Below are 22,036 nucleotides of genomic sequence, written 5' to 3' on the forward strand. Positions count from 1 at the left end.
GGATCGTCAGGCCGGTAGCCCACGATGCCGACACCTTGACTCGGATCAAAGTCGATCCCCGCAGATGAGCAGATCATGTTTCCTCCCAACCTAATGATGGAGGCAAACGTGACCGACTCTGAACTTCGGCAAGACATTATCGACGAATTGGAATTCGACCCGAGATTCGACGGAGAGCACATTGGCGTTGCTGTCGACAAGAATGTCGTTAGCCTTAGCGGGCACGTCAACAGCTACGCGGAAAAAGTTGCGGCCATCGCCGCGGTGCAGCGTGTCAAAGGTGTCCACGCCGTCGCCGAGAATATTGAGGTGCGCTATCCGTTTCAGAAACAGACCGCAGACGATCAGCTTGCCAAGCGCGCTTCCGACATACTGAACTGGGACGTCCTCATTCCCAAGGACACGGTAAATGTGCTGGTTCAAGATGGCTGGGTCACTTTAACCGGCCGCGTTGATTGGAACTATAGCAAGACCGCGGCCGAAGACGACATCCGCGAGTTGTCCGGAGTGTGCGGCGTAACAAACAAGATTACGATCAAGCAGCCCGACGTCGACTCTTCGAATATAAAGAGCAGGATCGAATCCGCTCTCAAGCGCCACGCCGAGGTTGAAGCCAATGCGATCCGCGTCATCGTGAAAGACGGCAACAAGATCGTGCTTGAAGGGAAGGTCGACAACTGGGATGAACGTCGGGCCGTTGAGAACGCGGCGTGGTCGGCGCCAGGCGTCGTATCCGTCGAGGATCGCCTTAAGATTGCTTGAATAGCCTCGCCTGCGGCATCCTCGTCCAGGATGCCGCAAGCATGCCCATCCTTAGACGCTTTATCGCCATGACGAACACGGCATGCCGCCGTCGTCATTCGAGGCCGCAGACTCTGGCGAACAAGGCCAGATCGGCGCTTTCTCAATCGCTTCATCTCCTCCACCATGCCAAGAATATCATCATGCGCATCGGCCGTCCGAGTTTCTCCTGCCTCTGCCGCATCGCTGGTTCCATTTCAATGTTCGAAAATGCCACCCAATTTTCGAACGCTTCTTTGTTTGATTGAGATCAAAGAGCCCCCCTTTGCCGGGCCTATTCTCTTAAGGTCTATCAACCCCAAAGGAGTATTTGCCATGGCGGAAGCTGCCACCAAGTTGCCCATCAAGTCCGATGCGACTTCGGCGCCGCAGGTCAGTAAGACCTCAGACTGGCACCCCTTCGAAGCGCTGCGCAGTCAGGTAGACCGGCTGTTCAACGACTTCCAAACCGGATTCCTCCAGGCACCAACCCACCGGTCGTTCCTGGACATCGAGCCGTTCTGGCGCCGTGATTTCGGCCTCGACGTCACACCGGCCATTGATATCGTCGAGAAAGAGAAAGCCTTCGAAGTGACGGCCGAACTACCGGGCCTCGACGTCAAGAACATAGACCTTCAGCTTTCCGACAACGTCCTGACAATCAAGGGCGAAAAGCAGGAAGAGAAGGAAGAGAAGACGAAGGACCGCTACGTCTCTGAACGCCGATACGGCTCGTTCCGCCGGTCGTTGCAGGTACCCAGCGGTGTAGACGCCGACAAGATCGAAGCGAGCTTTAAGAGCGGCGTTCTTACTGTCAACCTGCCGAAATCGCAGGAAGCGCAGAAGAAGCAGAAGACGATCCCCGTAAGCGTCAAGTAAGCCAACTGCTGGCCTCACCGCATCACACTTAATCGGTGAGGCCGCTGCAATCGCTACTCTTTTGTTTGATTTTGAGCCCAGGAGACGCTGCGAAATGGCACATAAGCAAATCCTATTTCATTCGGCGGCCCGCGAGAAGGTTCTGCGGGGGGCGACGCTTCTTGCCGATGCGGTGCGTGTGACGTTGGGACCGAAGTCGAAATCAGTTCTGATTCAAAAGAACTGGGGTGCGCCGATCGTCTGTAATGATGGGGTGACCATTGCCAAGGAATTCGATCTAAAGGATCCTGAAGAAAACCTCGGCGCCCAGGTGCTTCGTCAGGCTGCCGAGAGAACCGGCGACGTCGTCGGCGATGGCACCAGCACCTCCACCATCCTTGCGCACGCCATTCTCGCCGATGGCGTGCGTAACGTCGTGGCGGGCGCCAGCGCCATCGATCTCAAGCGTGGACTGGATCGGGCGGCGCGCGTCGCGATCGAAGCGCTGCATACTATGTCCCGCCCGGTAAAGACCAAAGCGGAGAAGGCACAGGTCGCAACTATTTCAGCTCACAATGACGCCGCAGTAGGCGCCTTGGTCGCCGACGCCATAGAAAAGGTCGGCGGCGACGGCGTGATTTCGGTTGAAGAGTCCAAGACGACAGAAACCACACTGGATGTCGTCGAAGGCATGAAGTTTGACCGCGGATTCATATCGCCCTACTTCGTCACCGACGCGGAGCGCATGGAAGCGGTTCTTGAGGACCCGTTTGTGCTGCTATGCGACCACAAGATTGGAGGCTTGGCGGATCTTGTTCCTGTCTTGGAGCAGGTTGCCAAATCGGGCCGGCCCCTGCTCATCATCGCCGAGGATATCGAGGGAGAAGCACTTGCGACCCTGGTGGTCAATCGGCTTCGCGGCGTTCTCAAGGGTCTCGCGGTCAAAGCACCCGGGTTCGGAGATCGTCGCAAAGCAATCCTGGAAGACATCGCAATATTGACCGGTGCACAGGTAATCTCCGCAGATATCGGATTGAAGCTCGAGAGTGTGACGCTGCAACAACTTGGGCGTGCCGCGCGCGTAGTCGCGGACAAGGAAAATACAACATTGATCGGCAGCGGCGGCGATCGAGTGCAGATCGACGCCCGCATTCAGCAAATTCGGCGGGAAATGGAGAAAACCACCAGCGACTACGATCGCGAAAAGCTTGAGGAACGACTTGCAAAACTGGCCGGCGGCGTTGCCGTGATCCGCGTCGGAGCTCCGACCGAGGCGGAGATGAAAGCGAAGAAGGAAGCCCTGGATGACGCCATCAGTTCCACCAAGGCCGCGGTGGCCGAGGGAATTGTGCCAGGCGGGGGCCTCGCGTTGCTGCGGTGTATAGAGGCGGTCGCTCGGGAAGAAACTGCGTGCGAGGGCGACGAGAAGACCGGCATTCAGATCTTAAAACGAGCGCTCGAAGCGCCGGCGCGACAGATCGCGGAGAATTCCGCCGTGGACGGCGGTGTGGTTGTTGCGCGGATGCTTGCGAGTCAGGGCAATTTTGGCTTCGATGCGGCGCGCAAGGAATATGTCGATCTGGTCGAGGCCGGCATCGTCGACCCGGCTAAGGTAGTTCGCACCGCATTGGAAAATGCGGTTTCAGTCGCCAGCGTGCTGTTGCTGACTGAGGCGACGATGACGGAGATACCGGAGGCGAAGAGAGAGCGGCCGGTCGAGCCGGAGATGGCAATGTGATCTGCGAAAGGTGCCGGTCACCTCATAGCCATAGCTGAGGCAGCTTTGGTAAGTTTCATTGACCCAAGCTCGTCCCTGGCTGGCCTACTGTTCAATCTTCAAACGCCGGTGGGCCCGGATTTTCGCGCGGCGCGCTACGCTCGATGGACTCGTTTCCCTCAAAGGGCGCTTCCCGTTCGACGTCGACCTGTTCGCTTTCAATCAGGCCCGACGCTTCGGCGGTCTGCTCTGATGGCGGAGTGCGCCTTTTCGTCGGAGGCGGCGCAATTTCAGAACATTTTCCTGAACCAGAGTATCGCATATGCCCTCGCAATTCGTCGCCTCAATGAGACATCAGGCAAGAGATCGGGCTGGACGTTAGCAGATCGCGGGTCATTCCGCCGAAGACCCACTCGTTGACTCGACTGTGGCCGTAGGCACCAGTCACCAGCAGATCGGCTCCTTCGTCCTCAGCCAGTCCAATGATCTGATCCGCACCAGATCCATGGGCCTGTATTTCAACCCGGGGTTCAGCTTTAATCCTGTGCTGCGCCAGATAGCGAACGACATCATCAAGGTGATGGCGCGCGGCATCCATCTGGTCCTTCCCGCATATCTCCATGATGGTTACGCGTTTCGCCTCGTGAAGGAACGGCAATGCATCCTGTACCGCTCGCCGCGCCTCGCGCGTATCTTTCCATCCGACCACGACATGGTCAGCCGCCAGGGATTTCGCTGCTGCGGGTACCACCAGGAAAGGACGGCCGGCTCCCAGGATAGCGGCGCCAACGTCGACAGTCCGATAGATATCGCCCGATTTTCCTTTCTCGACCAAGATCAAATCAGCACGTCGCGCTTCGTCGATCAACGTCTGCGTGGGAAACTCCAAGGCTGACCGCCATTCAATCTGGCGACCAGCTCCGGCGGCTGACTGAAACTTGTTACCAGCTTCCGCAAGACTGGCTTTCATCTTGGCGATATCAAATTCCGTCGCGTTATCGACGATCACGACACCATCGGCGACAAACGGCGGCATGATCGCAAGAGCTGACAAGCCCAGCAGCTTGGCCGCGAATTTGTCTGCTACACCCGCAGCGATGCCGACCAACTGCTTCGAGACGTGGTCCACATTGACCCAGACCATCAGCGTTGCGTAGGACATAACAGTCTCCACCCTTGGCGATCACACCTGCAATTACGTCCACGTCCGGGAGCGGCCATCTTGAGCCAGATCAAATCTGCGTGCGATGCGAGCTTCGTGTCCCCGACTGCATAGTCTGAAGTTCACAAATCGCTCGAGAGATGCCTTTCGATTTCTCCGATCGAGTGCTTGGTCAGATCCTTGTTTATCTCGGCGACAATGCAAGCCTTCACGTCGGGGTGGAACGCGCTTCGCAATTCAGCCAACGCCTTTGGCGGCGCTACCACGACGAGCGCCTTCGTCTCGCTTTTTCGGACCAGTTGCTCCATGGCCGCTGCGACAGTCCGCGCGAACCGCTGCTCCTCGATGTCATGCCAGTCGGTCGGCTCGACGGCACTTCTGCGACCGGCCACGGCAGCCTCGCTTACCCGCCCTGGCCGATCGCTACCCTGCTCATGGGTCGGTGGGTTTTCCGCCTCAAATACTCTCTCGGCTCTGAGATTTGGAACTTTCGCATCGCCGTCGTTTCGAAGAAACAAAGCCTTCCGGCCGTCACCGACAAACACCAACGCGTTATGCGGAATTTTCAACATGTTCGTACACTCCTCAGGATTGCGCGGCGTCTCTTCGGTAGCCGGACCCGGTTTGCGTTACACGCCGAACGGATAAGTATCCGGAAGGCCCTTGATTTCGGCAGTTTCAAGCGGGGTCACCGCACGGGTGCTATCGAACCAGATGTACTCGTCGAACTGTGCCGGTAGGCTTGCGCGGAAATAGTGGCTTGCTAGCTCACTTTCGGGCCGATAGATCACGCCAATCGCTCGCTCGAGCCGCTGCTTGCCGAGACCGGCTGGCCCGCATAGATCGTTGCGCCCTCGCAGACCAAGCATGAAACGCGCAAATCCTGTCGCGTGGCACAACTGCTCATAACTGTCGGATAGCGCCGGCCGGACATTCTTGACTTCCATCGGGCCATCCCAATCGGAGGCAGCGGCAACGGTTCCATTGTGGGTGCCGAACCCGACCAGATAGGCCTGTTCGCCGAATTCCTTGCGACAGAGCTGGCCGAGATTGTGCTCCCCGCGTGCTGCCATCTCGGTCGCTTGTGCGTTGCCTATGTGCGAGTTGTGTGCCCATACAACGGCCTTGCTGTCCGGGCCATGAAACGCGCGCAGATTTTTCAGGGTTTCGAACATGTGACTGTCGCGCAGATTCCATGAAGCGCGCGAGCCGTAATACATGATGCGATAGTAGCGTTCCGCGTTCGCGACCAGACGCGCGTTTTGCTCGGCGTCGAAGAAGCGTTCCCCATCATGTTCGGCGTAAGTTCGGCGTTTGGAAAGGAGATCGGTGAGAGCGTGCACCACGTGGGATTCGCATGTCGGATAGGATCCGGTCAGCGCGGCATGGCCGTAAGTTACGGGATCCCGCTGCCACGGCGTCAGGCAACCGTAGCGCTCGCGAGCTACCCTCCCCGACTCCGGATCGACCTCGTCAAGGTAATTTAAGACCGATCGGATCGAGTCATAGAGGCTGTAGAGATCAAGGCCGTGAAACGCTACCCGTTTGTTCCGTTCGACCGTGCCATTGTGCTTGCGCAGCCAGCTCACGAAATCGCGTACCTCAGCGTTTCGCCACATCCAGGTTGGAAACCGTGCGAACGCAGTCCACTCAGATGGCGGATATTGGAAATGCCGGACGTAATGATCGACCCGCGCCGCATCGGGCCAGTCCGCTTCTACCGCCACAAAACCAAACCCCTTCTTGACGATGAGGTCGCGGGTAATGCGTTCGCGCATCTGGTAGAATTCGGAGGTACCATGGGTCGCTTCGCCAAGCAGCACAACCCGTGCTGAGCCGATCCTTTCCATGAGCGGATTGAGATCGGCGGCCTCGATCGACGAAAACGGCTCTACAGCATCCGCAAGGGTACGGACCAATGCTTCCTCGTCCCAAGATACTGGACGCGGTGCCCGGCGCGCACGGGTGCGACTATCTCCTCTGAAGGTCGCCCACCCCTCCTCGCCGATCAATGGAACGAAGCGAACATCGGCGATATCTTCGCTGCGATACTCATTGGCCGAAACCCGAGTGACCCGTACAAGTTCTTGGCTGCGCTGATCCGCGCCCACGGGAATCACAAGGCGGCCGCCGATCTTCAGCTGCTCCTTGAGCGACTCTGGAACCTGAGGCCCGCCGGCGGCCACGACAATGGCGTCGTAAGGGGAATGTTCCGGCCAACCCTTCGTGCCGTCGCCGTGAAGCACGTGGACATTGTCATAGCCGAGCTCGGAAAGTAGTGCCGCGGCCTTTTCGGCAAGGGGCCCGAGCCGTTCGACCGTGTAGACGTTGGCCGCGATCTCAGAGAGTACGGCGGCGGCGTAACCGGATCCGGCACCGACCTCAAGGACCTTTTCGCCACCCTTGAGCATCAAGGCCTCAGTCATGAAGGCTACGATATAGGGCTGAGAAATTGTCTGCTCCCCGGCGATTGGGAGCGGGGTGTCCTCGTAGGCAAATTCACGAAGCTTTTCTGGCAGGAACGGCTCGCGCGGTACCTTGCGCATGGCATCAAGTACCAACTCGTCGCGCACGCCGCGTGCGGCAATGTCTCTCTCAACCATCTCCTGACGGCGCGACGGAAACGAGGTTACTTCACTGAAAAGAACTCCGTTCGAGGCCGGCACTCCCATGACATCGGCTCCGCGTAATCCGTGCGTCGAGGCTATCCCCGACTATCCTCCGCTAGGTTGACGTTATTCGCATAGCCGGCCGAGCAGTTTGATCGAGATCAAGGGCGGTCCCTGCATATCTGGCTCAATGCTGCTGCGGTCTGATTGGAACGGTGATGGACGTCAGAGAAGCAATCTACGGGCGGCGAGCCGTGCGCGAGTTCACGGGGGAACCTGTGGACGAAGGGACATTGCGCTGGCTCATCGACGCAGCGGTCCAGGCTCCCAGCGCCGTGAAGCCGTGGCTATTTACGGTCGTCGGGGACAGCGAGCTGCTGGCGCGCGTTTCAACTGACGCGAAAGCCCATATGCTGAGAACTTCTCCGGCCGCATTGGCCACGCACCATTTCCCGCACATTCTGAACGATCCGAAGTTCGATATCTTTCACGGCGCTCCCGCGCTGATCCTAATCTCCGCAGCCGCAGGCCCCTCGGCCGTCGAGGATTGTTCGCTTGCGGCAGAGAACCTGATGCTCGCGGCGCACGCGACAGGGCTCGGCACCTGCTGGATTGGGTTTGCGCAAGGTTGGCTCGGAACACCCGAGGGTAAATCAACCCTGAAGTTAGCCGACACCGATATCCCAGTTGCCCCAATTGTCGTTGGGCACCCGAAGTCCACACCTCCATTGGTTTCGAGAAAACCTCTCAGGATCGATTGGATTTCGTAGGAGATCACATGACGACTACTTCGCCCTCCTCTCTGCATGCGACCAAAGCTCGTCAAAGACCTTTGCCACGGCCGATAAAGGAGGCGACTGCTTCTGAGCGCCAGGGCTCGCGGAAAACCACCACCGTTTCCTGGTACGGCGCGCTCTTGATCGTTGGCACGTTGCTGGTCGCGGCCGGATGGGAGATCTTCCGATGGATCCTTGCGATCGTTACGCTGGACTGAGCGCCGCAACTCGCTGAGGCACTGCAAGTGCGCGCGCTTGATGAGGATCAATTCTGAACAAGGGGCAACTCGCAAGATAGATGTTGTCAGACAAACAAGGAGTTCCAGCCATGCAAGCGCGTGACGTGATGGTTTCCCCCGTCATTACCGTCGGGAAAAATGCGACTGTTCGAGAAGTGGCGAACATCTTGCTTAAGAAACGCATAAGTGCGGTTCCCGTAATCGACAATGCCGAGAAGGTGGTCGGCATTGTAACTGAAAGCGATTTGATACATCGCGCGGAAGCCGGAACCGAACGGGCCTATTCGTGGTGGCTGCATTTCCTCACTGATAACGCGACGATCGCTGCAGATTATGTCAAATCGCACGCCGCAAAGGTTCAGGATATCATGACCTCCGACGTTGTAACGGCCGCCCCGGAAACGCCGCTACATGAAATCGCGACCTTGCTCGAGGAACGCCGGATCAAGCACGTTCCTATTGTCAACAAGGATGGCAATCTCGTCGGAATCGTTAGCCGCGCCAACCTGATCCAGGCAGTCGCCAGCGCCCGGCCAAAGCTCGAGGTGACCCTTCCCGACGCGACCATTCGACAGCAATTGCTTGGTGAACTGAAAAAGCATTCCTGGGCGCACACCCATAATTTGAGCGTGACCGTAACCAACGGAATTGTCGATCTCTGGGGCTATGCTGAGTCCGGCGAGGAACGGCAAGCGATCCGCGTGATTGCCGAGGCTATTCCGGGAGTCACGATGGTCAATGACCACCTCGCAATTAGCTCAACGTTTGTCTTCTGACCTTAGCCACCTGCTCCTCAGGCCGCCACCTGTCCGCTGCCGGTGGCGCGCCCGAGGAGCGCAACGGAGCGAATTGCTCCGCCGTCAGGGATTCGTGCGCGATCAGAAGCTCGACCCCGGCCTCAAGATCCGCCCGCCGCTTCTCCAGAATCTGCTGGGCGCAGGCATCTCCGGCTTCGACTAACTGGCGCACGGCAAGATCAATTTCACGCCCTGTCGCTTCCGCTGCGCTGACCACGATGTCCTGCGTCGCGGACAAAAAGGTCTGCGGCCGGGATGCGTAGGTTCGCTGCCCGAGCCCGGGATCCATACCGTATTTTGTCACCATCTCAACTGCAATCTCCGTCGCCCGCTGCAGATCGTCGGCGGCCCCCGTCGACACGTCGCCGTCGAAGATCAGCCGTTCGGAGGCGCGGCCTCCCATCAATACAGCTATCCGGCTTTTCAACTCGCTGGCGGAAAGCAGAAACCGATCTTCCGTCGGTCGCTGCATCGTGTAGCCGAGCGCACCAACGCCGCGGGGAATGATGGATACTTTGTGAACGGGATCGACGCCGGGCAGACTTACAGCGACAAGCGCATGGCCCGTCTCATGAAAGGCGACCCTACGGCGCTCCTCCTTGCTGAGTACCCTGCTTTTCTTTTCGATTCCGGCGACGATCCGCTCGATGGCAATCGTAAAATCATCGAAACAGACGTTTTCGGCCTTCCGCCTGGTTGCGGCGATGGCAGCCTCGTTGATCAGATTGGCGATGTCGGCGCCGGTGAAGCCGGTGGTGAGACCCGCAATCCTGTCCAGATCGACGTCGTTGCCGGCCCGGATTTTGCGAATGTGCACCTTGAGAATGGCAACGCGTCCATTCCTGTCCGGTCGATCCACCAGCACTTGTCGATCGAACCGGCCTGCGCGTAGCAGTGCGGGATCGAGAATTTCCGGCCGGTTCGTCGCCGCCAGCAATATCACGCCGACCCTGGGATCGAAGCCGTCAAGCTCGGCGAGCAACTGGTTCAAAGTCTGCTCCTTTTCGTCATAGCCACCGAACGCGCCGGGAGTTCGGCTGCGTCCAAGCGCATCGAGTTCGTCGACAAAAATGATGCAAGGTGCCGCCTGGCGGGCCTGCTCGAAAAGGTCGCGAACCCGTGCCGCGCCGACTCCAACGAACATTTCAACGAATTCCGAGCCGGAAATGGAAAAGAATGCGACGCCGGCTTCGCCCGCGACGGCTCGGGCGAGCAAGGTCTTACCAGTGCCTGGCGGGCCTACCAGCAGGATCCCTTTGGGAACATGAGCTCCTAGCCGGCCGTAACTCTTGGGGTCCTTGAGAAAGGATACGACCTCCTGCAGTTCGAATTTTGCCTCATCGACGCCCGCCACGTCGGCAAATGTGACTTTGGTGTCCTTTTCGACATAGACCTTGGCTCGCGACTTGCCGATCGACATCAATCCGCCGAAGCCTTGCTGACCTCCAAGGCGGCGGCTAATGAAAACCCACCCCAGATAGAACATCAGAGCGGGCATGATCCATAACAGGACGCTCTGAAGCAGCCCGCCCGACGGCACACCTGTCACGATCACGCCTTTCGCCTCCAATTTCTCGGCGAGCGCCGCATCGACGCGGGCAGTTATGAATGCCGATTTTCCGCTCGGCAGCTTGTCCTTCAGCTTGCCCTGGATCGTATCCGAACTGACGGCCACCTCAGCAACACTGCCCGCAGCCACCAGTTGTTCGAACTGACTGAAGGGAATTGTGTCGATCTCGGCGTAGGAGACCCACACCCATTGCAGCGCAAGCGAAACGAGGGCAGCAGCGGCCATAATGGCAATTGCGATTTTTTGTTTTCGTGATGCGTGATCGGGAGCCATGTCATTTTCCGAATTCGCCTAACGACGCTGCCACCTCTCTAGCTGGCTTCAGACATCGCGGCTTGTTCTGGATCAATTTGGCTTCATCGGTCAGCTCTATGGTTTCTCGGCATCTGTCCTGAAGGCGGAGGAACAGCGCTTGCCATATCCATCGATTGAAGATCTCCCGGCCCCTGTTCGGGCACATCTGCCAACGCACGCCCAGGAAATCTACGCAGCCGCCTTCAATAACGCCTGGACCGAGTACCAAGCGCGAGGTCCCGAACAGCGCGAACGGATCGCCCATAGTGTCGCCTGGGCGGCCGTGAAGCATAAATACAAAAAATCTGGCGACCGCTGGGTTCCACGTCAGCGTCGCTGACGCAGATCGTACTGGCCCACAGTTAGCGAAGTTGCGATTGATCCCGATCAATATCGGCTTTGGGGAACGATGCCACTAAAGGGGATCATCAAGGAGGCGAGGCCATGATCGGCATTACGTTGAGTTCGGAGCAAATTCGCAATGCACCTGCGGATGTTCGCCGCTGGATCGAGCGGGAAGTGATGATGTCCGTGGGTCCGCAAGCCGCGCCTGAAAACGGCAGCAAGAGCCACGGCGAGCATCTGGCGGCCTGCAGCGAACAGGACGTCGCGGCAATTCTCTCACAGATTCAGGGCGTGTTACCCGCCGTGAACGTATTTTTTGAATTCGGTCGCCAGGGCGCTGTCTTTGGCCAGCCCGATGTCGAGGCGTTCCGGTTGCTCGATATCGCTCACCACGCTCGGCTCCAAAACGTAGGTCAAGTCATTGCCTGCCTCGATGTGATTAGTCAGGCGTTTAGTCGGGTGGGCGACGATGCGGAGGCGACGTTCTGCGGCTTTGACCGCGAAGGACATTGTTTCATAACGCGGATAACCCAGCAGAACATTCTTAAGCTTTGGCGAAAAGTCATCGCAGGCCAGCAACTCACGGCAGAACCGGCCCCCCTTTTGGGCGAAGAAACCTCCGGCGCGCCCAGCCCGACGGGGGAAGCCAGTTCGCCAAATCAGGGCATGAACGGCACCGAACCAGTCGCCGGCTTGTGAGAACAATGTCTATTCCATATGCGTTACCAATCGTCGCAAGCGTGAACAATCAGCTTTGACCTCGGCCCAGGAACGGGAGCTGGGCTAAAGAACATGGGTGACTTCATGCCCGAACGCTGGGACGGAGAAGCGAAATGCCGCCGAAGGATTCCATCAACTGGATGCTTTCCGACGCCATCGAAACGATCGCCCGTGCCGAGCGGTTGCACCAGCAATTCTTGAATCTGAAGCCGCTGGCCGGAACGCGTGAGCCGAGCTGGGAGCCGCCCATCGACGTTCTGGAGACCGATCGGGAGATACTCATCTTCATCGCCTTGCCGGGCGTCGATCCCAATGAGGTCGAAGCCAAACTCGAAAATGGAATCCTTGTAGTGAGCGGACGCCGGACGTTGCCCACCGAACTCCGCGACGCGCGCATTCTCCGCCTCGAACTGCCGCAAGGCCGTTTCGAGCGTCGCATTGCTCTACCGTCCGGCCGGTACGCCATAAGCCGCTTCGCCACAAACGGTTGCGTCGGATTGCGGCTTGCCAAATCCAACTGAGGAGACGGCCATGTCACCGGACAGTGAAACGCCCGCCCAGGGGCCAGCCTCTGCCTCGTCATCTGATTCACCGGTTCAGATTCCGAACGACGCCCTCATCATTGTGCCGGTACGTAATACGGTTTTGTTTCCGGGCGTCGTCATCCCGATCACCATAGGGCGGGCGAAGTCGATCGCTGCGGCACAACAGGCCGTCCGCGAACAGCGGCAGATCGGCATCTTGCTTCAGCGTGATGGCGAGTTGAGTGAACCCGGACCCGACGATTTATACCGCATCGGCACTGTCGCCAATATCGTGCGCTACATCACCGGGCCTGATGAGAGTCATCACCTCGTGTGTCAGGGAGTGCAGCGCATGCGGGTGCTCGACTATCTTCCGGGCACTCCGTTTCTAGCGGCCCGCGTTCTTCACATTCCGGAGCCGACAGCGACTTCTCCGGAAATTGAAGCTCGCTTTTTGAACTTGCAGCGGCAGGCCATTGAGGCTGCAGAGCTGCTTCCACAAGCTCCCCAGGAACTGATCGCTGTGCTGCAAGGCACCACCTCACCCTCGAACCTGGCCGACCTTGCAACGTCCTACATGGACATTAAACCTCAGGAGAAACAGGAAATCCTTGAGACCGTCGATCTCGTGCTCCGTATGGACAAAGTTTCGCGCCATCTGGCCGAGCGCATCGAAGTGCTTCGGCTCAGCCATGAGATTGGACAGCAGACAAAGGCAACTTTTGATGAGCGTCAGCGGGAAGCGATTCTTCGGGAGCAGATGGCGACCATTCAGCGCCAGCTTGGAGAGGGGGACGGCAAGGCACAGGAGGTTGCGGAGCTGAACGAGGCCATCGCCAAGGCCGGGATGCCGGCCGAAGCGGAAAGCCAGGCGCGAAAGGAAGTTCGTCGCTATGAGCGCATGCCAGAGGCGGCCGCCGAGGCTGGCATGGTCCGAAGCTATCTCGATTGGCTGATTGAACTGCCCTGGAGCTTGCCGGAGGAGAAATCGATCGACATTTCTGAGGCCAGGCGAATCCTTGACGAGGATCACTATGGTCTGGAGAAGATCAAGAGCCGCATCATTGAATATCTGGCAGTCCGAAAGCTTGCGCCACAAGGCAAGGCGCCCATTCTTTGTTTCGTCGGTCCGCCCGGGGTTGGCAAGACTTCGTTGGGCCAATCCATTGCCCGCTCAATGGGACGACCATTCGTTCGGGTTAGCCTGGGTGGCGTACATGACGAAGCGGAAATCCGTGGCCACCGGCGCACCTACATCGGCGCGCTGCCCGGCAACATTATTCAGGCAATCAAGAAAGCGGGCGCGCGCAACTGCGTGATGATGCTCGACGAGATCGACAAGATGGGGCGCGGAATTCAGGGCGATCCATCGGCTGCGATGCTCGAGGTGCTCGATCCCGAGCAGAACGGGACCTTCCGCGACAACTACCTTGGGGTGCCATTCGACCTCTCACGGGTCGTGTTCGTGGCCACCGCCAACATGCTCGACACGGTCCCGGGTCCGTTGCTGGACCGGATGGAGATTATCAGTCTCGCCGGCTACACCGAGGATGAGAAGTTGGAGATCGCCCGGCGCTATCTGGTCCGCCGTCAGCTCGAGGCCAACGGCCTGAAGGCCGCGCAGGTTGAGATTGATGCTGATGCGCTCAAGCTCATCATCAGAGGGTATACCCGCGAAGCTGGCGTGCGGAATCTGGAGCGAGAGATTGGCAAGCTATTCCGCAACGTGGCGGTTCAGATCGCTGAAGGCAGTACAAGTCGCGTTGTTCTCACGACGAAGGACATAGGGTCTGTCCTTGGCCAACCCCGCTTCGAAAACGAGATCGCCATGCGCACCAGTGTTCCTGGGGTGGCAACGGGCCTCGCCTGGACGCCGGTCGGCGGCGATATTCTCTTCATCGAAGCCACGCGCACGCCCGGAAAGGGAACGCTGATCCTGACCGGCCAACTTGGCGAAGTGATGCGCGAGAGCGCGCAGGCCGCCCTGACCCTGGTGAAGAGCCGCGCCGCTCAACTCGGTATCGATCCGTCGGTGTTCGAGAAAAGTGACATCCACGTCCATGTCCCGGCAGGCGCTACGCCGAAGGACGGACCGAGCGCGGGTGTCGCGATGTTCACCGCCCTCGCCTCCCTGCTCACGGATCGCACCGTGAGGAGCGACACTGCCATGACCGGTGAGATTTCGCTGCGGGGCCTGGTGCTGCCCGTCGGCGGCATCAAGGAAAAGGTCGTCGCCGCCGCTGCCGCTGGACTGACCCGCGTCATGCTGCCGGCAAGGAACCGTCGCGACTTCGACGAAATTCCCGTCGGTGCCCGCGACAGGCTGGAGTTCGTGTGGCTCGAGCGGGTTGATGATGCGATCTCGGCGGCGGTACTTGAGACACAGGCTACCACCGCCACCGCCGCTGCGGAATGATGAGGTGATTGGATTTCACACCATGCCGATCAACAGCGCTGGCATCCTGATGTACCGCCGCACGGGCGACGGGATCGAAGTTCTCCTCGTCCATCCGGGTGGGCCTTTCTGGCGCCAACGTGATTTGGGCGCCTGGTCCCTGCCGAAGGGAGAACTGAACGACGGAGAGGATCCCGAAGTCGCAGCTCGACGCGAATTCGAAGAAGAACTCGGCGTAAAAGGTCCCGGGCCACTGCAGCCGCTTGGCGAGGTGCGCCAGCGTGCCGGCAAGATTGTTCAAGGCTATGCATTGGAAGGCGATCTTGACATCAGTAACATTCACAGCAACGACGTCGCGATTGAATGGCCTCCCCGAAGTGGCCGGACCACTTATTTTCCCGAAATCGACCGCGCTGCGTGGTTCAGTCTTCCCCTTGCGCGGGCGAAGATTCTTGCAAGCCAGCGCCCATTTCTCGATCGTCTCGAAATGCTCTGGAAGAGCGCATCCCGACCGCATGGTCAGAAAGCACCAATATGACTCCCGACCAAGCGCCGGCGACGCGCTCTGACGCCGGAACCGTTCTCCCCGGTCGCTCCACGTCGCTTGTCCGCGAGTTCGATCGCAGACGTCGCGGCCGCTTTGGAATACTTTTCGGCGGGCAGTCGCCCTGGGCCGCCTTGCAAGCCTGGGAGGATTGGGCTTTCCATCTGATGCTCTCAAGCGGCAAGCAGATTGAGCTTTGTGAACTTGCTTCGGGCGCGGTGTTGTCTCTCTATCGCGCGCTTCTGACAGGTGAAGCCCAGGGCGACGGCCTTGGACCAAATTCTGATGATCGCCGCTTCCGTGACCCCAGTTGGAAGCGTTCGCCGTTCAATATTCTGGCTCAGGCTCAGCTGGCGGCTGAAGCGCAGTGGCGCGCCGCCACTCGCGATATCCCCGGCATGGGGCGCCATCACGCCAAACGTGTCGACTTCCTTGGCAGCCTCATGCTGAACGCGCTCGCGCCCGTCAACTTTGCCTGGACCAACCCGACGGTTCTGGATGCCGCCTGGCGGACAGCCGGCGCCAATTTCGCTGCCGGCGCGGTGCTCCTGGCCGAGGATCTTGTTCGGCTCACCCGGGGAGAAAAATTGAAAGGATTGGAGGAGTTCAAGATTGGTGAGAACATTGCGCTGACCGAAGGCAAGGTGGTGTTTCGAAACGAATTGATGGAGCTGATCCAATATGCTCCGACGACAGCGCAAGTGCACGAAGAACCGTTGCTCATCGTCCCGGCCTGGATCATGAAGTACTATGTTCTCGATCTCCGCCCGGCGAATTCCCTCGTTCGTTATCTGGTCGACCAAGGATTCACGGTGTTCATGATTTCGTGGAAGAACCCCGGCGCAGAACTCAGAGACACATCATTCGACGACTACCGAAGCAAGGGAGTTATGACTGCCATTGACACGATCGGTGAGATCATCCCCGGCAGGAAGCTGCACGCCGTGGGATACTGTCTGGGTGGTACCATTTTGGCGATAGCCGCGGCGGCCATGGATCGAGACCGCGATGACAGGCTTGCCAGCCTTAGTCTGCTCGCAGCTCAGACCGATTTCGAAGAGGCCGGCGAGCTGATGCTGTTCATCGATGAAAGCCAGCTCGCCTTGCTCGAGGATATGATGCACGTCCAAGGCTTTCTCGATACACGGCAAATGGCAGGCGCATTCTCCCTCCTTCGCGCCAACGAGATGATCTTCTCCCAATTTGTCGAACGCTACCTTCTCGGCCAGCCTCGTACCCCAACCGACCTCGACGCCTGGCTTGCCGATGCGACGCGCATGCCAGCGCGAATGCACGGCGAGTATCTGCGCCAACTGTTCCTTGATAACAGCTTCGCTCACGGAAACTATCTTGTGGACGGCCGCGCGGTGGCGCTGAAGGATATCAAGACCCCCTTATTCGCACTTGGAGCTGAAAGGGATTACATCGCCCCCTGGCGGTCGGTCTACAAGGTGGAGCTTTATAGCTCCGCGGACACCGAGTTCATTCTCACGGGCGGAGGCCATAATAGCTCCGTCGTCAGTCCGCCGGGCAAGATCGGAGCGTACTATCGCATCAGCACTTGCGATGCTTCTGACAAATACGTCGATCCAGATACGTGGCTTGCTTCAACCTCGCAAAAACAGGGATCGTGGTGGCCCGAATGGGTACGCTGGCTTGATGCTCATTGCTCGTCTGTGAGGGTTACGCCATCATTCCTGCCAAATGCCGCTGGCGGCTTACCTTCCTGTGATCCGGCACCCGGGTCATATGTCTTTCAAACTTGAACCAACATGATACCGGCGCGGCGATTTGCAGGTAACTCTCAGGTCCAGAACGGCTTGATGTTCTTCAGTTTTTCAAACGCTTTGGCAGCCCTCTTCAGTTGCTTGGATTTCTGCACTTCTTGATTTCTCGCTATGGTCGTCAATGCCGAAGGGATGCGCAGCTTCACACTCTTGGGGTCGGTTTTCGCCTCCACAACAATTCGGCTCAATATCGTCTTCGCTGACGCCATATCCGTCACCTTCCCGATGGCTGTCTGCAACTTCCCGAGCTGTTTAAGCATTCCTTTGATGCGCTCGTAACTTACGTCCTGCAGACTTCCGGTGAATTCGATTGTATAGCGCATGCGCTTTGCACGCAGACGGAGCTTATGAAGACGACGCAAATCGAGATCGCCAATTCGTCTTACGGACTTCATCTTGCGCGATATTTTGGATAGTGTCTTGGATACAATGTCCTTTGCCGATGGCTCACCCTTCACTCGCGATCTCGCCTTTCGATCTTCGTTACCGGTTTCGATCCACTCTGCGACATCAATAAGAAACCTACGGAATCGTTGCGAGCTCAGGGCGGTATTAGCTCTTTCATAAGCCTTTTCGCGTAACTGGACGCAGGCGCCGTAAACCTTCGCCAGACTCGAGTCTGACGGTTGTTTGCTCCTGAGAGGCACAATGAAATCAGTCATGAATACGTCTAGCTCGCGTGCACCTGCAAGTTCATCACCAACCCATTTCAGCTCGCCAGCGACCTTCGTCGCCCTCTCACTCTGGATCTTTCTGAAGAGCTTTACGGCGGCATCCAAACGCCTTAGCGCGACTCGTTCCTGGTGAAGCGCTTCTGCGATCTCGGCCCTCACACCGGCCCGGTTCGAAATCAGTTGATGCAGGCATTCGCCACAGATAATTTGAAAAGCCTCGGCAGTGCTAGGAAATCGCGGTAAAATCGGATACCGCGCCATGGTACATCGGTCCTTGATTCCATCTACGAAGTCGTAACCCCGCTCCGATTTGGACTTAACGGAGATTTCAGCCGGTATAATCGCAGAAATCTGCCTCGCAAGAGCGAACAACTCTCCTCGGTCGCCGCTTTTCAGCTCCAACTCGATCTCTGCGATCGGAGTGGAGCGCCGGCCGGCAATTATCTCACCTTTGTCTAGGCAAACCTCGATGCCCCCAATCTGGTAGATTTCACGTTCAATTCTAGTCTTGAAGACCGGCCTTAGCGATGTCGGCAAATTTCCATCAAGGTGGCGCATAAACGCCTCGACTGCACCAGGATGATTGTCGCCATCGCCAGTGAACGGAGTTTCTCGCTCGCTGCGATCAAGAACTCCGCGATAAGGCCCTTTAATGGTCTGAAGAACCTTCTCACCCTTACGCCGAAGACGAAACGATAGACCATGTCGGCGAAACACGCGGTCCTTGGTGTCCAAATAGATCGAAACTACCTCGTCCTTTCGGCTCGATCTACTATTGTGAAAAAGAGGGTGCTTCTTCAGAATGTCGAGATGTTCCGCGGCAGTATCGAGCTTCAGCTCTACTTCCAGCGCCGCCCGCTGAACCGTCGCGCGCGACGCCCGTCTCCCCGGGAGATGCTTGAATGGCTGCCCCGCCTTCACGCTGACAACAGGCGCATTTGCTCGCATGACGCCCCTGTTGACGACCACAGCGGCAATTGATGGTTCGGACGCTCTTGAGTGTTTTAGCATCGTGGATATGTCACTAAGGATTAGGTCGGAGAACTTTGCCCGCTCCGCGGTCTTCCCTGGAGCGGTGGCTATGTCCCCACAGACAACCGATTGTGGACGGCTATTACTCCTGGCGCTGACCATGCGGCAGTCTCGATAACCTGGTGTTCATTCCAATTGTCCACAACGCCTTCAAGAGTAACTTCGCCACCGTCCTCGACAGTAAGGCGTATCCCTCTTACTTCTGACGCAAGACGCCGCCGCAGCGCGCCTTCAATCTTCTTCTTAATGTCTGCCGCCTGCACCCGAGGTTTGATCGCAACACGGTTTACAATGCCGCGGACGCCCGAGAGCTTTCGAATGGCATCTTCGGCGGATTGCTTCTGAAACTGCCAATCGACGTCGCCTGCTAACGTCACCAAGCCGTTTCGAACGAGTACCTGGATCGCCTGATCGGGCACGACGCTATTCCAGCCTAAAATATCGACCGCCCGTTTAGCGATTTCCTCATCGTCAATTTTCTGCTCGAAAGGATAGCGCACTTCAATCTCGTCGGCGATCGCTCGAACGCCATGAATTCGTCGCACAGCGGTGATCGCCGCCTGCTTCTGTGCGAAGCTTGCGACATGGCCGGTCAATGTGACGACCCCCTTCTCTACGGCGACCCCGATATGAGTGGCATCGAGGCTAGGTTCATATTCCAGTTCGCGACTGCGTTGTTTATTCTCGGCGCACTCAGCCTGTTCCTCACCCTGATTCATCTCGGCTTCGCCAGCGCGACTGCGCTCGCTTCAGCGATGATTCCGATCGTAATCGCCGTGCTTCAAGGCGTGGCTACGCCCGGCATCAACATTGTCGGAATGACTATGTTACTTCAGTTCGTGGTCAGTTTCGGCTTCATTCTAGTGGTGAATGCGCCGCAGAACATGGTGGCTTATGGCACGGAGACCTTTGACGCAAAGGACTTCGTGCGCACGGGCCTGGTCCTGACTGTGATTGCGCTGGCCTTGGTGATGCTGCTTGGCGCGACCTACTGGCGGTGGCTCGGCTACATCTGAGCACGATCTGGGTTATTGCGAGGCGATCTCCGGCAACCTCTTGCCGGAGACAATCGAGAACGACCGCCCTCAAAGGTCGATGATGGCCTTAGCCTTGGCGTTCTGTTCAGGGTAATCGCGCCGGGCGCACGACCCCCAAGACATCTGCGTCCACGTCACTGCTGTCCGAGATCGCGTCACAGTGCCAAGTTTGCTGTTAAGGCCGATACAGGTTCCGTCACGGTAGTCGATCGGATCAATGAGCCATTAGCACCCAACACGGCGGGTGGCCCAGAACGGTGTATGTCGCCCCACCCATCACGAATTCCCTTAGCCGCGAGTGGCGATAGGCGCCCATTACCAGAAGGTCGATGCTATTGGCTTTGACATAAGCCTCAAAGATCTTTCCAACCGAGCTCCCGTCGATTTTTGGCATCTTGAAACTGGCTTCAACGCCATGTTTGGCCAAGTGGCCTACTAAGGCGTTGCCGGATTCCAGTAGAGACGGAGTGCTTTTGTCGGCCGCTGTCAGGATATGGACAACCTTGGCGCTTTGAAGCAGCGGAAGCGCATCGCCCACTGCCCGCGCAGCCTGTGCGCTGTGGTCCCAGGCAATGGCAACATGGTCGAATGAATTCGACAGCTTGTCGACGGCTTGTTCCGAAAACAGCAGTAAGGGCCGGCCCGATTCGAACAACAAACTCTCGATCATCTTCTCCTGGCCACCGTCGTAGTCCTTGACCGCAACGAGTGAAAGGTCACTGAGTCGCGATCGGCTTACCAGCAGAGCCGCCATATCCTCTGCGGAACATGGTGCGATGGTTCGGGTGTGCCCAACTTTCGAGGATTTCGCGGCGACTTCGAACGCCTCCAGCATCTGCCTGGAATTGAGCAGGCTCTTTTGATGTTCGGGGGCCTCCTCAACCGGAGCACCGCCCCCTGGCACAAAGGCCCTGGTGAATGGTCTCGCAGGCGCGGGGACTTCAAGTTCGACGGCGGTCGCCGAAATATCGGCTCCCAGGTAACCAGCTATCGCGACACCCTTTTCAATCGCCGCCACCGTAGTCGGCGTGGGATAACTGACAAGCGGCAGAAAAATGTCCCTGATTGCCATGGCTCTCTCCCTTTGACGAAAGCTTAGGGCCGCGCCCTCGCATGGGGTTGATCTGTGTCAATCTCGAATGCGGGATGCGGCTTCAGGCGCGGACGTAATGATTGCCATGACGCAATACGATGTATTGATCCATCGCATGGTCTCCATGACGAGGGAAGCTTGCGGCTGTTGCGGTGCGGAGCATGCATCCTTGGGGCCTGAATTTCGCGGATGCTCCAAGAAGCCGATGCTCTTGTTTGCGAGCCGTGTCCGTCTTTTGCTTGGATGTTTCGAGAGCGCTTTCAAAGGCTGACCTCCGGTGAACTACTTAGGGACCCGCCCTTAAGAAAAGAAACGAAATTTCGCGAGGCAGTGACTTAAACTAACAATTGGCCATCAGTCCGCTCAGGAGATGGCATATGCTCACCCAATCGATCAGCGCTCCCATCGCAGATCCAAAAGTCGGCGCCTCGGTCAGTCCCGACCAATTCCATGCAATTACCGGCCATGCCGGGCTTGTCGCCACAGAATTCTCCTACAGTAAAGATGAGGAAATCTATGGGGAGGATGAGCCTTCGGACTACGTCTATCAGGTAATTTGTGGCTCGGTCCGGAGTTATAAATTATTGTCCGATGGCCGGCGACAGATTGGCGCATTCCACCTTCCGGGCGATGTCTTCGGGCTGGAGTCCGGACCGGTCCATCGGCTGACGGCAGAAGCGATCGTCGACACGACGGTTCGCCTGGTGAAGCGTCGCAGCCTCGAACAGGCAGCCGGCATGACCGCTCAGGTTGCCCGGAGCCTCTGGACCATGACGGCCGGCGAGCTTCGACGTGCCGAAGACCATATGCTGCTTCTCGGCCGCAAGAACGCTATGGAGCGCGTAGCAAGCTTCCTGCTCGAGATGGATCGTCGTTTGGCCGGGACTGGCATGATGGCGCTTCCGATGTGCCGCAGGGACATCGGAGACTATCTGGGCTTGACGCTTGAAACAGTCTCCCGCGCCCTTTCACAGCTTCACAATGACGGCGTGCTTGCCTTCTCCGGAGCCCGCCAGATCGTGCTTCGCAACCGACAGCGCCTGCACAATATGGATGCGTGAGGACCACTCTCACTCGTTCGTC

Annotated in this window: 21 protein-coding genes; 14 read left to right on the plus strand and 7 right to left on the minus strand. The window is 58.1% G+C overall.

All coding sequences use genetic code 11. From position 1 onward, the window contains the following. The first annotated feature begins 108 nt into the window (after positions 1–108). The 4 genes from AC0QUY_RS26335 (at position 109) to groL (ending at position 3,376) form a co-directional block, all read left to right on the plus strand. Complete coding sequence (locus AC0QUY_RS26335) at positions 109–762, plus strand: BON domain-containing protein (protein ID WP_475389123.1); 654 nt, start codon at positions 109–111, stop codon at positions 760–762. Then, on the plus strand, positions 759–1,049 hold the full coding sequence (locus AC0QUY_RS26340) for a hypothetical protein (protein WP_475389124.1): 291 nt from the start codon (positions 759–761) through the stop codon (positions 1,047–1,049). The genes AC0QUY_RS26335 and AC0QUY_RS26340 overlap by 4 nt, the downstream gene beginning before the upstream one ends. A 67-nt stretch (positions 1,050–1,116) precedes the next feature. Beyond that, on the plus strand, positions 1,117–1,659 hold the full coding sequence (locus tag AC0QUY_RS26345; RefSeq protein WP_475389125.1) for an Hsp20/alpha crystallin family protein: 543 nt from the start codon (positions 1,117–1,119) through the stop codon (positions 1,657–1,659). A 94-nt stretch (positions 1,660–1,753) separates the two neighbouring features. Then, positions 1,754–3,376, plus strand: a complete 1,623-nt coding sequence (gene groL, locus AC0QUY_RS26350) for a chaperonin GroEL (protein ID WP_475389127.1) — start codon at positions 1,754–1,756, stop codon at positions 3,374–3,376. Between the two features lie 322 nt (positions 3,377–3,698). On the opposite strand, the gene AC0QUY_RS26355 is transcribed toward groL, so the two are convergent. The 3 genes from AC0QUY_RS26355 to AC0QUY_RS26365 form a co-directional block, all read right to left on the minus strand. Further along, complete coding sequence (locus tag AC0QUY_RS26355; protein WP_475389129.1) at positions 3,699–4,517, minus strand: universal stress protein; 819 nt, start codon at positions 4,515–4,517, stop codon at positions 3,699–3,701. A gap of 122 nt (positions 4,518–4,639) precedes the next feature. After that, positions 4,640–5,089 (minus strand): baeRF12 domain-containing protein, encoded by a 450-nt coding sequence (locus AC0QUY_RS26360; protein WP_475389131.1) that lies wholly within the window; start codon positions 5,087–5,089, stop codon positions 4,640–4,642. A gap of 57 nt (positions 5,090–5,146) precedes the next feature. Continuing rightward, complete coding sequence (locus AC0QUY_RS26365) at positions 5,147–7,189, minus strand: protein-L-isoaspartate(D-aspartate) O-methyltransferase (protein ID WP_475389133.1); 2,043 nt, start codon at positions 7,187–7,189, stop codon at positions 5,147–5,149. A gap of 155 nt (positions 7,190–7,344) precedes the next feature. On the opposite strand from AC0QUY_RS26365, the gene AC0QUY_RS26370 reads away from it, so the two are divergent. Together AC0QUY_RS26370 and AC0QUY_RS26375 are read left to right on the plus strand one after the other, a co-directional pair. Then, on the plus strand, positions 7,345–7,896 hold the full coding sequence (locus AC0QUY_RS26370) for a nitroreductase family protein (protein WP_475389134.1): 552 nt from the start codon (positions 7,345–7,347) through the stop codon (positions 7,894–7,896). Positions 7,897–8,230: 334 nt separating this feature from the next. Further along, on the plus strand, positions 8,231–8,917 hold the full coding sequence (locus AC0QUY_RS26375; RefSeq protein ID WP_475389136.1) for a CBS domain-containing protein: 687 nt from the start codon (positions 8,231–8,233) through the stop codon (positions 8,915–8,917). On the opposite strand, the gene ftsH is transcribed toward AC0QUY_RS26375, so the two are convergent. Next, positions 8,895–10,733 carry an ATP-dependent zinc metalloprotease FtsH gene (ftsH, locus tag AC0QUY_RS26380; protein ID WP_475389137.1) on the minus strand — a complete coding sequence of 613 codons (1,839 nt, stop codon included), beginning with the start codon at positions 10,731–10,733 and terminating at the stop codon, positions 8,895–8,897. The two genes, AC0QUY_RS26375 and ftsH, sit on opposite strands and share 23 nt — an antisense overlap. Before the next feature lie 187 nt (positions 10,734–10,920). Here ftsH and AC0QUY_RS26385 point away from each other — a divergent pair, with 187 nt between their 5' ends. The 6 genes from AC0QUY_RS26385 to AC0QUY_RS26410 all read left to right on the plus strand — a co-directional run bounded on the left by AC0QUY_RS26385 (position 10,921) and on the right by AC0QUY_RS26410 (position 17,096). Continuing rightward, the gene (locus tag AC0QUY_RS26385; protein ID WP_475389138.1) at positions 10,921–11,142 is read left to right on the plus strand and encodes a ChaB family protein; all 222 of its coding nucleotides are present in this window, start codon (positions 10,921–10,923) and stop codon (positions 11,140–11,142) included. Positions 11,143–11,246: 104 nt separating this feature from the next. Next, the gene (locus AC0QUY_RS26390) at positions 11,247–11,846 is read left to right on the plus strand and encodes a hypothetical protein (RefSeq protein WP_246738118.1); all 600 of its coding nucleotides are present in this window, start codon (positions 11,247–11,249) and stop codon (positions 11,844–11,846) included. A gap of 134 nt (positions 11,847–11,980) precedes the next feature. After that, a complete protein-coding gene (locus AC0QUY_RS26395) occupies positions 11,981–12,388 on the plus strand; it encodes an Hsp20/alpha crystallin family protein (protein WP_161853478.1) in 408 nt (135 codons plus the stop codon). Between the two features lie 10 nt (positions 12,389–12,398). Continuing rightward, a complete protein-coding gene (lon, locus tag AC0QUY_RS26400; protein WP_475389139.1) occupies positions 12,399–14,807 on the plus strand; it encodes an endopeptidase La in 2,409 nt (802 codons plus the stop codon). 22 nt (positions 14,808–14,829) lie between these two features. Then, positions 14,830–15,324, plus strand: coding sequence for an NUDIX hydrolase (locus tag AC0QUY_RS26405; RefSeq protein ID WP_475389140.1), 495 nt, complete (start codon positions 14,830–14,832; stop codon positions 15,322–15,324). Then, positions 15,321–17,096: a PHA/PHB synthase family protein gene (locus AC0QUY_RS26410; protein WP_475389141.1), complete on the plus strand. Its 1,776-nt coding sequence runs from the start codon at positions 15,321–15,323 to the stop codon at positions 17,094–17,096. The genes AC0QUY_RS26405 and AC0QUY_RS26410 overlap by 4 nt, the downstream gene beginning before the upstream one ends. A gap of 38 nt (positions 17,097–17,134) precedes the next feature. Here AC0QUY_RS26410 and AC0QUY_RS26415 read toward each other — a convergent pair whose 3' ends face one another. Further along, a complete protein-coding gene (locus AC0QUY_RS26415) occupies positions 17,135–18,802 on the minus strand; it encodes a CYTH and CHAD domain-containing protein (RefSeq protein ID WP_475389143.1) in 1,668 nt (555 codons plus the stop codon). A gap of 68 nt (positions 18,803–18,870) precedes the next feature. Continuing rightward, complete coding sequence (locus tag AC0QUY_RS26420) at positions 18,871–19,542, minus strand: BON domain-containing protein (protein WP_475389144.1); 672 nt, start codon at positions 19,540–19,542, stop codon at positions 18,871–18,873. On the opposite strand from AC0QUY_RS26420, the gene AC0QUY_RS26425 reads away from it, so the two are divergent. Next, entirely contained in the window at positions 19,453–19,839 is a 387-nt protein-coding gene (locus AC0QUY_RS26425) for an anion permease (RefSeq protein ID WP_475389145.1), read from the plus strand. The two genes, AC0QUY_RS26420 and AC0QUY_RS26425, sit on opposite strands and share 90 nt — an antisense overlap. A gap of 235 nt (positions 19,840–20,074) precedes the next feature. On the opposite strand, the gene AC0QUY_RS26430 is transcribed toward AC0QUY_RS26425, so the two are convergent. Continuing rightward, the gene (locus tag AC0QUY_RS26430; RefSeq protein WP_475389146.1) at positions 20,075–20,932 is read right to left on the minus strand and encodes a universal stress protein; all 858 of its coding nucleotides are present in this window, start codon (positions 20,930–20,932) and stop codon (positions 20,075–20,077) included. A gap of 398 nt (positions 20,933–21,330) precedes the next feature. On the opposite strand from AC0QUY_RS26430, the gene AC0QUY_RS26435 reads away from it, so the two are divergent. Then, complete coding sequence (locus AC0QUY_RS26435) at positions 21,331–22,014, plus strand: helix-turn-helix domain-containing protein (protein WP_475389147.1); 684 nt, start codon at positions 21,331–21,333, stop codon at positions 22,012–22,014. The last annotated feature ends 22 nt before the right edge of the window (positions 22,015–22,036 follow it).

The organism is Bradyrhizobium sp. WYCCWR15520, assembly GCF_056174665.1.

Excerpts from the sequence above, each read along its gene's own strand:
- AC0QUY_RS26345 (WP_475389125.1), top strand. The coding sequence starts at position 1,117 with ATGGCGGAAGCTGCCACCAAGTTGCCCATCAAGTCCGATGCGACTTCG.
- groL (WP_475389127.1), top strand. The coding sequence starts at position 1,754 with ATGGCACATAAGCAAATCCTATTTCATTCGGCGGCCCGCGAGAAGGTT.
- AC0QUY_RS26355 (WP_475389129.1), bottom strand. The coding sequence starts at position 4,517 with ATGTCCTACGCAACGCTGATGGTCTGGGTCAATGTGGACCACGTCTCG.
- AC0QUY_RS26360 (WP_475389131.1), bottom strand. The coding sequence starts at position 5,089 with ATGTTGAAAATTCCGCATAACGCGTTGGTGTTTGTCGGTGACGGCCGG.
- AC0QUY_RS26365 (WP_475389133.1), bottom strand. The coding sequence starts at position 7,189 with ATGGGAGTGCCGGCCTCGAACGGAGTTCTTTTCAGTGAAGTAACCTCG.
- AC0QUY_RS26370 (WP_475389134.1), top strand. The coding sequence starts at position 7,345 with ATGGACGTCAGAGAAGCAATCTACGGGCGGCGAGCCGTGCGCGAGTTC.
- AC0QUY_RS26375 (WP_475389136.1), top strand. The coding sequence starts at position 8,231 with ATGCAAGCGCGTGACGTGATGGTTTCCCCCGTCATTACCGTCGGGAAA.
- ftsH (WP_475389137.1), bottom strand. The coding sequence starts at position 10,733 with ATGGCCGCTGCTGCCCTCGTTTCGCTTGCGCTGCAATGGGTGTGGGTC.
- AC0QUY_RS26390 (WP_246738118.1), top strand. The coding sequence starts at position 11,247 with ATGATCGGCATTACGTTGAGTTCGGAGCAAATTCGCAATGCACCTGCG.
- AC0QUY_RS26395 (WP_161853478.1), top strand. The coding sequence starts at position 11,981 with ATGCCGCCGAAGGATTCCATCAACTGGATGCTTTCCGACGCCATCGAA.
- lon (WP_475389139.1), top strand. The coding sequence starts at position 12,399 with ATGTCACCGGACAGTGAAACGCCCGCCCAGGGGCCAGCCTCTGCCTCG.
- AC0QUY_RS26405 (WP_475389140.1), top strand. The coding sequence starts at position 14,830 with ATGCCGATCAACAGCGCTGGCATCCTGATGTACCGCCGCACGGGCGAC.
- AC0QUY_RS26410 (WP_475389141.1), top strand. The coding sequence starts at position 15,321 with ATGACTCCCGACCAAGCGCCGGCGACGCGCTCTGACGCCGGAACCGTT.
- AC0QUY_RS26415 (WP_475389143.1), bottom strand. The coding sequence starts at position 18,802 with ATGCTAAAACACTCAAGAGCGTCCGAACCATCAATTGCCGCTGTGGTC.
- AC0QUY_RS26425 (WP_475389145.1), top strand. The coding sequence starts at position 19,453 with ATGAGTGGCATCGAGGCTAGGTTCATATTCCAGTTCGCGACTGCGTTG.
- AC0QUY_RS26420 (WP_475389144.1), bottom strand. The coding sequence starts at position 19,542 with ATGAATCAGGGTGAGGAACAGGCTGAGTGCGCCGAGAATAAACAACGC.
- AC0QUY_RS26430 (WP_475389146.1), bottom strand. The coding sequence starts at position 20,932 with ATGGCAATCAGGGACATTTTTCTGCCGCTTGTCAGTTATCCCACGCCG.
- AC0QUY_RS26435 (WP_475389147.1), top strand. The coding sequence starts at position 21,331 with ATGCTCACCCAATCGATCAGCGCTCCCATCGCAGATCCAAAAGTCGGC.